This window comes from Microbacterium sp. LWH12-1.2 (assembly GCF_040675825.1).
Taxonomy (GTDB): Bacteria; Actinomycetota; Actinomycetes; order Actinomycetales; family Microbacteriaceae; genus Microbacterium.
This window is the reverse complement of the sequence record NZ_JBEGIJ010000001.1, coordinates 2,492,047-2,506,016: the sequence shown is the minus strand read 5'-3', so window position 1 is coordinate 2,506,016 and position 13,970 is coordinate 2,492,047. Positions and strand designations below refer to the sequence as shown.

At 67.8% G+C, this 13,970-nt stretch carries 6 protein-coding genes; all 6 read left to right on the top strand.

Annotated features, from left to right (window positions below; genetic code table 11):
* Positions 1–14 precede the first annotated feature (14 nt).
* The 6 genes from MRBLWH12_RS11945 (at position 15) to MRBLWH12_RS11920 (ending at position 13,950) form a co-directional block, all read left to right on the top strand.
* Positions 15–2,189: a family 43 glycosylhydrolase gene (locus tag MRBLWH12_RS11945; RefSeq protein WP_363549128.1), complete on the top strand. Its 2,175-nt coding sequence runs from the start codon at positions 15–17 to the stop codon at positions 2,187–2,189.
* A 45-nt stretch (positions 2,190–2,234) separates the two neighbouring features.
* Positions 2,235–4,901 carry an immunoglobulin-like domain-containing protein gene (locus tag MRBLWH12_RS11940; RefSeq protein ID WP_363549125.1) on the top strand — a complete coding sequence of 889 codons (2,667 nt, stop codon included), beginning with the start codon at positions 2,235–2,237 and terminating at the stop codon, positions 4,899–4,901.
* A 14-nt stretch (positions 4,902–4,915) separates the two neighbouring features.
* Positions 4,916–8,278, top strand: a complete 3,363-nt coding sequence (locus MRBLWH12_RS11935) for a family 43 glycosylhydrolase (RefSeq protein WP_363549122.1) — start codon at positions 4,916–4,918, stop codon at positions 8,276–8,278.
* 113 nt (positions 8,279–8,391) lie between these two features.
* Positions 8,392–9,411 carry a LacI family DNA-binding transcriptional regulator gene (locus MRBLWH12_RS11930; protein WP_363549120.1) on the top strand — a complete coding sequence of 340 codons (1,020 nt, stop codon included), beginning with the start codon at positions 8,392–8,394 and terminating at the stop codon, positions 9,409–9,411.
* Positions 9,412–9,523: 112 nt separating this feature from the next.
* Entirely contained in the window at positions 9,524–12,064 is a 2,541-nt protein-coding gene (locus MRBLWH12_RS11925; protein WP_363549117.1) for a glycoside hydrolase family 43 protein, read from the top strand.
* 152 nt (positions 12,065–12,216) lie between these two features.
* Positions 12,217–13,950 carry an AbfB domain-containing protein gene (locus tag MRBLWH12_RS11920; protein ID WP_363549115.1) on the top strand — a complete coding sequence of 578 codons (1,734 nt, stop codon included), beginning with the start codon at positions 12,217–12,219 and terminating at the stop codon, positions 13,948–13,950.
* The last annotated feature ends 20 nt before the right edge of the window (positions 13,951–13,970 follow it).

The following is a 13,970-nucleotide window of genomic DNA, read 5'->3' as shown; positions in this document are numbered from 1 at the left end:
ACCCAGGAAGTGCAATGATGCAGACTTTCACCAGACGGACCATCGCGGGTCTCACCGCGCTCACGCTCGGCCTCGCAGGTGCTCTGATCGTGACGCAGCCCGCCCTCGCAGCCGCACAACCGGAGCCCATCGCCGAATACGACTTCGACGACGGCACGCTTGCGGACTCGATCGGCGGAGCCGACCTCACCGCGAGCGGCACGGCCGTCGTCGCCACCGACGCGGAGAAGGGCAAGGCGTTGCGGCTGGACGGTACAACCGACGGCTTCGCCGCATTCCCGGTCGGATTCTTCGACGGGCGCAGCACCATGACCGTGTCGATGGACGTGAAGTCCGAGAAGACCAGCGGCAACTTCTTCACGTTCGCGTTCGGTGCAGACTTGAACAAGTACCACTTCCTTCGGGTGCGCGGTTCCGATGTGCGCAGCGCCATCACGCAGTCCTCGTGGCAGAACGAGTCTGCAGTGGCCGGCACCGTGTCGAGCGGGCAGTGGCACAAGATCGATGTCGTCTTCGACGGCACCGCCATGACGGTGTACGCCGACGGTGTGAAACTCGGTGAGAACGCCGCGCTGGGCACGACGGTGGAACAACTGGGTACCGACCTCGCCGGATACCTCGGCAAGTCGTTCTACGCGGGTGACGAGTACTTCAAGGGCTGGTTCGACGACGTGCGCATCTACGACCGGGCGCTGTCGGCCACCGAGGTGCTGGGCAACGCCGGCGTGACGGATCAGCTGATCGATGTCTCGCTCGATGACCCCGCAGCGCTCAAGCTGGCTCCGATCGTGAACGCGGCAGCGCACACGGTCGTGCTCCCGGTGCTGAAGGGGACGGACGTGACCGCGCTCGCGCCGACGTTCGGCGCGGCCGACGGCGTCACGGTTTCGCCGGCATCCGGCACCGTCGTCGATCTGAGCGCTCCGGTGACCTACACGCTCACTGCCCCGGGAGGGGAGACCGCGACTTGGATGATCGAGGCGCGCGTGGTGAACAGCCCCGTCCTGCCCGGTCTCTACGCAGACCCCAACATCGCCGTCTTCGGCGACACGTACTTCATCTACGCGACCTCCGACGGCTATGCCGGGTGGGGAGGCAAGGAGTTCTACGTCTGGAACTCGAAGAACCTGGTGGACTGGGTCCGCTCCGAGCAGCCCTTCCTGACACTCGACGGCGCCAATGGCAACGTGCCGTGGGCAACGGGCAACGCGTGGGCGCCGACCATCATCGAGCGCGACGGGAAGTACTACTTCTACTTCAGTGGCCACAACGCCAGCCTAAATCGCAAGACGATCGGCGTCGCCGTGGCGGACAGCCCGTACGGCCCCTTCGTCGCGCAGCCGACCGCGATGATCCTCAACAACGAGGCGGTCACCTCGGGCCAGGCGATCGATCCCGCTGCCTTCCATGATCCGGCGACCGGCAAGTGGTACCTGGGCTGGGGCAACGGATCCCCAGTCCTCGCCGAGCTCAGCGACGACATGGTCTCGATCAAACCGGGGAGTTACCAGCGGATCACGGGGCTGACCGATTTCCGTGAAGGGGTCTTCTTCAACCATCGCAATGGGCTGTACCACCTCACCTACGCGATCGACGACACCGGCTCGGAGAATTACCGCGTCGGGTATGCCACGGCGACGAGCATGAACGGGCCGTGGACCTATCGCGGCGTGATCCTGCAGAAGAACCTGGGCCTCGGCATCAAGGGCCCCGGTCATAGCTCAATCATCAACGTCCCGGGCACGGATGACTGGTACATCGCCTATCACCGGTTCGCGATCCCCGGCGGCAACGGCAACAACCGCGAGACGACCATCGACAGGCTCGAGTTCGGCGCCGACGGCCTCATGAAGCCGGTCGTTCCGACGCTCGAGAGCGTGCCCGCCCAGATCGTGGAGTTGCCGCCGACCGGTCCTGACGTCGAGCTCGCCCTCAGTACGCGCTGCACCGCAGGAAAGGTGACGCTCGTCGCACAGACCGGGAACACCGGCGACGCTGCGATGAGCGTGGTGATCAGCACGCCTCACGGCACGAAGACCGTCGCACAGGTGAAACCGGGCACGTCTTCTTCTGTGGCGGTCTCCACGAGGCTCGCGTCGATCGATGCGGGCACCGCCACCGTGATGGCGACGGACGAATCGGGCACGACCGAGATCACCGGGTCCTACTCCGCCCGCGCCTGCGGCTGAATCACTGACACATACACCGATGCACGAAAGAACGAAGGGGTTCTCATGATGAGTTCTGAACAGACGCGCAGCCGCGGCCGGCGCGTGATCGCGGGCGCACTCGGCGCGGCGCTGGTGGGGGGCCTGGCCCTGTCGGCACCGGTGTCGGCGACCGCTGCACCGGTGCGTACGGCAGCAGCCGACGAACCGGCCTCGCTCGTGGCGCTGTACGACTTCTCAGAGGAGAGCGGCACGATCGCGCACGATGCGAGCACGCACGGCAACGACGCGACGGTGGTCGGCGGTGACGCCTGGAACGGCGGATACATGCAGTTCACCGGCGCCAACCACGTGAAGATGCCGAACGACCTGCTCGCCGGACGCAGCGCGGCGACGATCGTCATCGAGACCTCCCCACAGGCGCTCACCGGTGCGAAGTTCCTCTGGAACATCGGCGGCACGGCCGCCCCGTCGAGCGGACAGGGGCAGTTCTTCATTCAGCCGGTCGCCCCCCGCGTCGCGATCACCAAGACGAACTGGTCCGGTGAGCAGACGGTCACGTCGGCGACGAAGCTCGTCGAAGGGCAGTGGCAGTCGGTCGCCGCGACCATCGCGAAGAACCCCGACGGCACGACCTCGACCCTGCGGCTGTTCATCGACGGTGCGCAGGTGGCCGAGAAGACCGACTCCAGCGTCAACCTCTCCGACCTGCTGACGCACACCGTCAACTACATCGGCAAAAGCGCTTACCCCGCAGACACCCTGTATCAGGGCAAGGTCTCGACGTTCCGGGTGTACGAGGAGGCACTGCCGGGGGCGACGCTGACCGAGATCGCAGCGACGGATGCCGCGAGCGCCGCGACCGAGACGGTCGCAGCGATCGATCTTGACGCCGTGAACGCGCAGAGTCTCGACGCCGTGGAGACGAACCTCACGCTGCCCACCGCGGGCGGCGTCACCTGGACCTCGTCGGAACCCGGCATCGTCGCCTCCGACGGCACCGTGACGCAGCCGGAATCCGATACCGTCGTGACCCTCACCGCGGTCTCCGCCGTGCGCGGAGTGCAGAGCACCCCGCGCACCTTCCAGGTCACCGTGCTCAGGGATCCCGCGGCCTCGGACAAGGCCCAGCGCGACCTCGATGCGATCAGCATCACGGACGCCGACGACATCCGCTCGAACTTCGCGCTGCCCGCATCCGGATCCCGCTACGGCTCCGCGCTGACCTGGCAGAGCTCCGCTCCTTCGATCGTCGATGTGGCCGGCACCGCGCAGACCGCACCCGGAATCGTGACGCGTCCGGAGGGCGGCGACGCCAAGGTCGTACTGACCGTCACCGCGACGATCGATGACGAGACCGCCACCCGCGAAATCGCGCTCGTGGTTCGTGCGGCCTACGACATGCCCGCGACGACCGACTACATCTTCGCCCACTTCACCGGCACGGAGGGCTCTGCGTCCGACGAGCAGATCTACTTCGCCACCAGCCGCGACGCCAAGGTCTTCACGGATACCCGCCCTGCAGGCGCCCCGGTGCTGTCGACCGAACGCAACGCAGGAGAGGGCGAGGGCGGCGTGCGCGACCCGTTCCTGGTGCGCTCGCCGGAGGGCGACCGGTTCTACCTGATCGCCACCGACCTGAGCATCTACCACCGCGGCGGCTGGGGCAACGCCCACGCCACCGAGGACGGCTCGACCGAGCTCGTGATCTGGGAATCCACCGACCTCGTGAACTGGAGCGAGCCGCGTCTCTCCGACGTCGCCGGCGAGATCCCGAACGCCGGGATGGCCTGGGCGCCCGAAGCGATCTGGGATGAGGTCACGGGTCAGTACTACGTGTACTGGGCGACCCGCGCTGACGGGAACACCGCATTCGGGGACAGCGTCGACATCTATCTCTCGACCACGCGGGACTTCCGTGCCTTCTCGACTCCGGTCAAATGGATCGACCGCGAGCATTCCATCATCGACACCACGGTGATCAAGGTGGGCGACTGGTACTACCGTGCCTCGGGCGACGGTGAGATCACGATCGAGCGGTCGAAGAACCTCGCCGCGACCACGGCATCGGCTCTGCCGGCCGCCACGGGCACCGATCAGCAGTGGGTGCTCGTCGGCACGCTGCAGTCGATCCTGCAGGGCAGCGGCACCTGCGCCGCCGGCACGAACTACACCGGCGCCTGCCTCGAGGGTCCGGAGTTCTTCCAGTACAACGACGACGATCGTGCCGGCGCGCAACAGCTCTACGGGCTGCTCGCCGACCAGTACGCGACCGGTCGCGGTTATGTGCCCTTCCGCACGACCGACCTCGCCTCCACGTCGAACACGGTGTGGAGCAAGGCGAGCGACGTCAACCTCGGTGCGATCAAGAAGCGTCACGGCGGCATCGTGCCGATCACCGGGGCGGAGTACCAGCGCGTGATGTTCCACTACGCCGGAGTCGGGACCGACCCTGACCTGAAGCTGAGCTCGGCCGTCACCACGCGCTGCGTGGCAGGCAAGGCCTCTATCGCCATCTCCGTCACGAACGATGACACCCGGGCGGCCGATGTCGTCATCTCGACGCCCTTCGGCGTCAAGACGGTGAAGGCCGTGCAGCCGGGCAAGACGGTGACGCAGACCGTGTCGACCAGGCAGAACGCGATCGGGGCGGCATCCGTCGTCGTCGACGGCACCGCGAGCGATGCCTCGTACTCCGCAAGCACCTTCTACGACACCCGCACCTGCGGCTGACGGGAGATCAGAACATGAGATTCACGAAGACCCTCACTGGCGCGGTGCTCGCCGGATGCCTCGCCGTGCTGACGCCGTCCGCTGCGGGTGCAACGGTCGTGCGCCCCACGGCTCTGACCGAGCCGGCATCGCTGCTGGCCCTCTACGACTTCTCGGAGTCGAACGGCACGGTGCTGCGCGACTCGAGCGCGGCACATCGTGACGCCGCGGTCGTCGGCGGGGCCGCCTGGCGCAGCGGCGCCATGCAGTTCACCGGCTCGAACTACGTGCAGCTGCCGAACGACCTGCTCGCGGGCAAGAGCGCGGCGACGATCGTGATCGAGACCACGCCGCAGGCGCTCGCCGGAGCGAAGTTCCTCTGGAACTTCGGCGGGTCGGGCGACAGCTCGACAGGGCAGTTCTTCATCCAGCCGATCGCCCCGCGGCTGGCGATCTCGAAGACGAACTGGTCGGGTGAGCAGACCGTCACCTCGGCGACCAAGCTCGTCGAGGGGCGGTCGCAGTCGGTCGCGGCGACGATCGAGAAGAACACCGGCGGCACGACGTCGACCCTGCGGTTGTTCATCGACGGCACGCAGGTCGCGGCCAAGACGGATTCGACCGTGCACCTGAGCGACCTGTTGACGCACACGATGAACTACATCGGCAAGAGTGCGTACGGCGGCGACAGCCTCTACCAGGGCAAGGTCTCGACCTTCCGGGTCTACCAGGAGGCGCTGCCGGTCACGACGCTGGTCGAGATCGCGGCGACGGATGCTCAGCAGGTCGCCGCAGAGACGGCGGCCGCGATCGACCTCGCCGCCGTGAACGCGCAGAACCTCGACGCGGTCGCGAGCAACCTCGTGCTGCCCACCGCGGGCGGTGTCATCTGGAGCTCCTCGCAGCCCGGTGTGGTCGCCGCCGACGGCACCGTCGTGCAGCCGGCGTCCAACACGGTGGTCACGCTCACCGCCGCCGCATCCGTGCGCGGACAGAGCGCGAGCCGCGAGTTCACCGTCACCGTGCTGGCCGCGCCGGACGCCGCCGAACAGGCGGCCAGGGCGGCTGCCGCCCTCGTCGTGCCCTCGGTGCTTGAAGAGGGATACGTGCTTCCCGCTACAGCGCTCGGGCTTCCGGTCGTCTGGTCGCACGTCTCCGGTGCCGGCTCCATCGAAGACGGAGCCATTGCCGGTGGGCCTGAGAGCGGCATGGCCGACGCCACCCTCGAGGCGACGGTCGGGTCCGGCGCGGATGCCGCGACGGCACAGTTCCAGGTGCGCATTATCGAAGTCGGAGCTGCGCGCATCGCCACGTACACGACGTCGAAGAACACGCGCGGCGGCGACGATCCGGAGGTCACCCGCTCGGCGCACCTGGCACTGAGTGTCGACGGAGGCGCCTTCGCTCCGTTGAACTCGGGCGCGGGCGTGGTGTTCCCGTCGGTGAGCGGGATGACCGAGCAGGTCAACGGCATCAAGCGGTACCTCGCCGATCCCTACCTGTTCCGGTTGAAGGGCGATGAGGGCTTCGGCATCATCGCGCGCCGGGTGAATGCCGCCGGCGCTGCGGACGGCAGCGGGGCACTCGTGTTCACGTCGCCCGACCTCGTGCACTGGACCGAGATCGACTTCCTTCCGCTGACCGGCCAGGCGGCCGGACCAGTGTCCGCCGAATGGGATGCCGAGGAGAATGCGTACCGCGTCATCTGGACGGCTCCGAACGGCTCGGCGCTCGCGGGGACCACGACGTCCTTCGACGCCGTGCAGTACCTCGGCGTGGGTCAACACCCCAGCGGTCGCTCAGCGGGCATCGGGGTCGGCTTCGCCGAGACCGCGACGGTCATCCCGCTGACGGCGGCCGAGGCCGGCAGCACCGACGGACTCCTCGGGCGGGTGCACAACACCGCCGTGCAGGCGCCGGCGTCTGTCACCGTCGAGGTCGGCGGGTCTCTCGAATTGCCCGAGAAGGTCGCCGCGGAGTACTCCGACGGCGGCACGCACGACTTCCGGGTGACGTGGGACACATCGGGCGTCGACCTCTCGACACCCGGCGAGTACACGGTCTCCGGCAGCCTGAAGACCACGGACACGAACTTCCCGCTGTTGAAGAACCGCGCAGATCCGCACGTGCTGCGCTATACCCGCGCCGACGGTGAGAAGACCTGGCTCTTCATCGCCACCGATGACGCCGGGCAGGACGAGTTCTTCATCCGCAGCGCCGACACCGTCGCGGGGCTGGCCAGCGCGCCGGACAACCGCATCCTCGGCTACGGATTGTCCGGCACCTCGGTCAATGCGCAGCTCTGGGCGCCGGAGCTGCACGTCGTCGACGGCGATCTCTTCGTCCTCTTCGCCGCGAACGCGAACAGCGTCAACGGCTGGAACGGGGTGCAGTCCTACACGATGCGTCTGAAGCCGGGCGGTGACCCGCTGGTGCGAGCCGACTGGCAGGCACCGCAGCGCGTGGTGGATGCCGCCGGCAACCCGCTCACGACCTACGGAACCGGCATCACTCTCGATATGACTCACTTCGAGGACCAGGGCGACGACTACGTCGTGTGGTCGGAGCGGAACGTCCCGTCGACGGGCATCGGGCCCGCGGTGCTGAAGATCGCGAAGGTCGCACCGTCGGCCACCGGAGCGTGGAAGCTGATCGGCGAGCGCTCCACGATCGTGCAGCCCGACAAGGGATGGTCGGCGAACACTGCCGAGGTCGCCGAGGGGCCGTTCGTGATCCAGCGCGACGGGAAGATCATGATCACGTTCTCCGGATCGGGCATCGACTGGACGTACGCTGTGGGGCTTGCGACCGCCGCGTCCGGAGCGGATCTGCTCGACCCGGCATCCTGGGGCATCCGCGACTATCCGATCTGGCACTACGAGGGCGCCTTCACGAACAACTGGGGGCCGGGGCACAACTCCTACACCTACGACGACGACGGCAACCTGCTGAACGTCTTCCACGCCAGAGCCACACAGAACGGGTCGCGCGATGCGGGAGTGCGCATGGTGTACTTCCGGCAGGACGGCAGCCCGATCCTCGATATGACGGATGCCGAGTGGCTGGCCGCCGAGAACCGCACCGTGACGACCACTGTCACCGTGGAGGGGCCGGCGCTGGACGTGTCGGCCTCGGCGGCCACGCGCTGCGTCGCCGGGAAGGTAGTGCTCGCGGTGCGGATCGGGAACGCGGGCGAGACTGCGGTGGATGCCACGATCTCGTCGGGCTACGGTCAGGCGACGGCATCCGGGATCGAAAGCTCGAAGACCGTCTCGATCGCGACTCGGTCGGCGTCGATTCCCGGCGGCGATGTGACCGTCACGGTCACCGGAGACGTCGACGGGCAGGCCGCGACGGTCCAGCGGGAGGTGTCCTACCCGGCACGCGCCTGCAGCTGAGCACGACTGCACCGCACTGAGCCGCGCTGGGAGAATCGCCCCAGCGCGGCTCAACGCGCCCTTCCCCGCCAGCCGGGTAGTCTTGCGATGTTCACGGTCGTGGGAGGGGAAGCATGAGCAGTGGTTCGGCGCCCTCAGGCGACTCGGCACGTCCGAGCATCTACGACGTCGCGGATCGCGCCGGCGTCTCGCACATGACCGTGTCGCGCGTGCTCAACGGCCACCCCAACATCCGGGAATCGACCAGGCATCGCGTCATGGATGCGATCGAGCAGTTGAACTACACCCGCAGCTCGATCGCCCGCGCCCTCGCGACCCGCCGGTCGATGCGGATCGGCGCGATCGTCGACAACCCCGAGCAGTTCGGTCCGAACAGCACCCTTCGAGCAGTCGAGACTGCGGCGCGCGCTGAGGGCTATGCGGTCAGCGCGTTCTCGGTCGTCGACGCCGAGGCCGGGGGCATCGACGCCGGGGTGCTGGAACTCGTCACCCAGGGCATCGACGCACTGTGCGTGATCGCGCCGCGTGCATCGTCTCTGGATGTGGTGCGGCTCGCGACCGTCCCCACGCTCGTGGTGAAGGAAGAGCCGGATGACCGCATGCACACGGTCGCCGTCGACCAGCGGGCCGGCGCGACGGCCGCGGTACGGCACCTCATCGACCTCGGGCACCGGGTGATCCTGCACGTCGCCGGCCCGCAGGACTGGCTCGATGCAAAGGCGCGGACCGAGGCATGGCGGAGCTGCCTCGAACAGGACGGGCTTGAGGTGCGCGACCTCGCCATCGGCGACTGGTCGTCCGACTCCGGATACGAGTTCGGGCGGACGCTCGAGCTGGGCGACGCCACCGCCGTGTTCGTCGCGAACGACCAGATGGCGCTCGGCTTCATCCATGGACTCGCCGAGCGCGGCCTCCGGGTGCCCGAAGACATCAGCGTCGTCGGCTTCGACGACCTCCCCGACGCTCGCCACTATCTGCCGCCGTTGACCACTGTGCGGCAGGACTTCGCCGCGCTCGGACGACTGGTGATGCGCGAGCTGCTGATCGCGATCGACGGCGGCGAATCGGATCTGCGCGAGCTCATCCAGCCCGAGCTCGTTGTGCGTGCCTCGTCGGCGCCGCCGCGCGCCTGAGCACCGCACGCGAGCGCTGTCAAGGCTTTTCGAAACCGTTGCTCCGCGTTTTCTGATACCGGTAACATCCGAGCTGTCGGCGTCTCGCGCCGCATCTCGAAGAGGAGACCGCATGAAGAAGATCATCGACGGCGCCAGGACGGCGCCGCATACCGGACGGGCGCGAGGCAGGTCGATCCGACTCGCCACGGCGCTGGTGGGCGCCGCCGCGCTCGTCGCATCGCCGATGGCGGCGTTCGGCAGCAGCGCGGCGTACACCGCACCAGCCGGCATCGTCGAGAACGGCGTGCTCTCCGGCATCGTGCCGGCGGCCGGCGCCGTCGTGACGGCCGTGGCCGACCCGCCGGCCGTACCGGGGAACCTGCTGCCGGACGGTCGCTTCGTCAGCGACTTCGCCGGTTGGACCGCTCCGCGCGGGGGCACGCTGGCATTGAGCGAGGATGCCGCGAGCGGTGCGCACTCATTGCAGGCGACGGCCCGCGCGAACACCCAGTCCGGTCCCTTCGCCAGCGTCACCGGCAAGATCGAGCTCGGCGCCGTGTACCGGTTGACCGGAAAGCTGAAGTTCGACGAGGGCAACGCCACGCAGCAGTTCAACTTCACGTTCTGCCCGGCGAATTTCAACGGCTGCGCCGACTATGGCCAGACCTTCACCAAGGGTGAATGGGGCAGCTTCTCGCGGGAGTTCACCGCCGAGGCGAAGCACGTCGCCGCGGACTGGCTCTTCGTCGAGACGCCGTGGGGCTCCAGCGCGCTGCAGGCGTTCAGCGTCGACGAGGTCTCTCTCATCAAGATCGCCGATGCGCCGGAAGGCCCCGACTTCGCAGGCCTCGAGAACGTGCAGACCAAGCCGATCGGCGACCACAACCCGCTGGTCGGGCACAAGTTCGGCGCCGATCCTCACCACCTCGTCTACGACGGCCGCCTGTACATCTACTCGACGGACGACACGCAGCAGTACGACCTGAACAGCAAGGACGCGAACGGGCTGCCGACGCAGTCCAATGGCTACGGCGGGATCACCCGGCTGAACGTGATGTCCACCGGCGACATGGTCAACTGGGTCGATCACGGCACGGTTCCCGTCGCGCGTGAAGGCGGCGCGGCGCCGTGGAGCCGGAACTCCTGGGCGCCGGCTGCGATCGAGAAGGACGGCAAGGTCTACCTGTACTTCTGCGACAGCGGAACAGGAACGGCCGTGGTCGTCGGCGGTTCGCCGCTCGGGCCGTGGGAGGACCCGCTCGGGAAGAAGATCATCCCGGACACCGTGTCGCCCGAGTACATCGCCGGCGGCGGATTCCCCGCCGGGATGTGGCTGTTCGACCCCGAGGTGTTCATCGACGACGACGGACAGGGATATCTGTACTTCGGCGGCAACTCGCAGATCGGCACCTCACCGAACGTGCAGGGACCGCAGAACCCGAAGTCGACGAGAGTGGTCAAGCTGAAGGACGACATGGTCACGCTCGACGGCGACCCGGTCGAGATCGACGGACCCGGCATGTTCGAGGCCTCGAGCATGTTCAAGCACGACGGTAAGTACTACTACTCGTACTCGTCGAACTTCCAGGTCAATGAAGTGCCGGGGGCGTACCCGTCGCGGGGCGCGATCGCGTACATGATGACCGATGACCCGATGGATCTCACGGCCGCGCAGTACGCGGGCGTGGCATTCCAGAACCCGTCGACCTTCTTCGGCGCAGGCAACGGGGGCAACAACCACTCCGACATGTTCGACTACAAGGGCGGCACGTACTTCACCTACCACGCCCAGACCAGGGGTGCGGCATGGGCGGCGGCGCTGGGAACGCCGGGCGCGACTCAGGGTTACCGCTCCGTGCACATCGACAAGCTCGAGTTCAACGCGGACGGCACCATCAAGCCGGTCACCGGAACCCGGGCCGGCGTCGAGCAGGTCGAGAGCTTCGATCCGTATCGCACCTTCGAGGCCGAGACCCTGGCGTGGCAGCGCGGGATCACTACCGCGAAGACGGATTCCGCCTCGGTGGAGTTCCCGAAGCACAACGGCGGCGGCAACATGATGCTCTCCGCCATCGATGACGGGGACTTCGCCGGAATCGCCGGAGTCGACTTCGGGGCAGGCGCCGCGACGGTCTCGGCCACGGTGAAGCCGCTCGTCGCCGGCGGCAGCATCCAGGTGCGCCTGGATGACGTCGACGGTCCGGTCGTCGCAGAGATCCCTGTCGGCGGCACGGTCGGTGAGTGGACGAGCGTGCAGGCGGCCGTGACGGGCGCCACCGGGGAGCATGACGTGTTCTTCGTGTTCGCCGGTCCGGAGGGTGCCGAAGCGACGGCCGATCTCGTCGAGGTAGACAACTGGTCCTTTACGGCCGCCGCGTCGCTGGAGTTCTCGGTCGAGGTGACCACGCGCTGCGTCGCGGGCAAGAACCTGACCCAGACCGTACGGGTGGTGAACGAGGATGTGGTGGGGATCGCCTTCACCGCGGTGTCCGACTTCGGGCGTCGCGATCTCGGCACGGTGCTGCCGGATGCCGGAAAGTCCGCCGCGATCAACACCCGCGCGGCGACCATCCCGGCCGGCGAGGTCACGGTCGAGGCCACGGCCACGGTCGGCGGTGAACAGGTGCAGGTGCAGCGGCAGGTCGACACCGAGGCGGCCACATGCGGCTGATGCTCTGACGCTCTGACGCGAGGAAGGACCCGGGCGCCGCCCGGGTCCTTCTGCCAGTGCGGGGGGTGGATTGCTTGACCAGGAGTGTTTGTTAGCGCTAACTTCGAGCGCAGGCGCGGCAACTGGGCCCGCCGATGCGAGAGGGAGCGACGATGGAGTCGACGAACATGAATGCCGCTGCGGCGGAACGAGGGATCACGCGGCGGGGTCTGATGGCACGCGTCGCGCTGGCGACGGGGGCTGTCGCACTGGGCGGGGCCGGGGTCAGCACACTCGTCGCCACGCCCGCATCGGCGGCTGTCTCGGCCTCGCGGCACCCACATCTCGCGCACACAGCGCTGTTCGACTCGACCTACGCGCACCCCGGGCTGCTGCACACGGCATCCGACCTGGCGGACATCGCCGGCCGGGTCGGTGCGCAGGCCCAGCCCTGGTTCGCCGGGTTCCAGCGGCTCGCCGCGAACGGCCGTGCGAATGCCGCCTGGCCGCCGCGACCGCTCGCCGACGTGATCCGCGGTGGCACCGGTCAGAACTACATGCAGATGGCGTACGACATCCACGCGGCCTACCAGAACGCGCTGCGGTGGCACGCGTCGGGGGTGGAGGAGCACGGCGCGGCGGCGGTGCGCATCCTCAACGCCTGGTCGTCGAACCTGCGTTCGATCGGCGGGAACGCCGACCGGTTCCTGGCCGCCGGCATCTACGGCTATCAGTTCGCGAACGCCGCCGAACTGGTCCGTGACCGGCCGGATTTCCAGCGGGATGCGTTCCGCACGATGCTGCTGAACATCTTCCACCCGATGAACGAGCAGTTCCTCACCCACCACAACAATGCCGTCATCACGAACTACTGGGCGAACTGGGATCTGTGCAACATGGCGTCCATCATCGCGATCGGCATCTTCGCCGATCGCGATGACCTCGTCGACCGCGCGGCGGACTACTTCCACAACGGTGCCGGCAACGGGTCGCTGCCGCACGCGGTCCCGTTCGTGTACGAGAGTGAGGGGCTCGCCCAATGGCAGGAGAGCGGCCGTGACCAGGGCCACACGGTCATGGGAATCGGCCTGATGGGCGCCATATGCGAGATGGCGTGGAACCAGGGCATCGACCTGTGGGGCGCCGATGACAACCGCTTCCTGAAGGCGGCGGAATACGTCGCGAAATACAATCTCGGAAACGATGTGCCCTTTACCGCGTACTCCTGGCAGTCGGGGCCGAACACGAACGCCCCGCACGTCGGCTGGCAGACGCAGACAGTGGTCAGCGAGAACTCGCGCGGGCAGCTGCGCCCGGTGTGGGAGCTCATCCTCGGCCACTACGCCGGAAGGCGCGGACTCAGCGCTCCGTGGACGGAGCAGATGGTGACGGCGGTGCGTGCGGAAGGCGGCGGCGGCGACTACGGGCAGACCTCCGGAGGGTATGACCAACTCGGATTCGGTACTCTGACGGCGGCCGCTGCCGTTAATGGCGTCCGCACCTCGCGGCTGCAGGCGCTCACGCATCCGGGGCACTGGCTCTCGGCATCCGGGACCGCCGTCGCACTCACCCTCTCACCGACGCTCGCCCTCTCTCGCTTCCGGGTCGTGCCGGGGCGCGCCGGCGCCGGCGGAGGCCGGGTGTCCTTCGAGTCCATCGATCAGCCGGGGCGCTTCCTGAGGCACAGCGGCTACCGGGTGGTGCTGCACCAGGATGACGGGACGGCGCTGTTCGCCGGAGACGCGACCTTCCTGCCGGTCGCCGGGCTCGGGCACTCGATGATGACGTCGTTACAGTCGCACAACTTCCCCGACCGGTACCTGCGTCATCGCAACTTCCAGGTCTGGGTGGACCCGATCGTCACCGACGGCGATCGTGCCGACGCGACCTTCCGGATGGTCGACTGAGACGCGCCGATTGCGCCTCC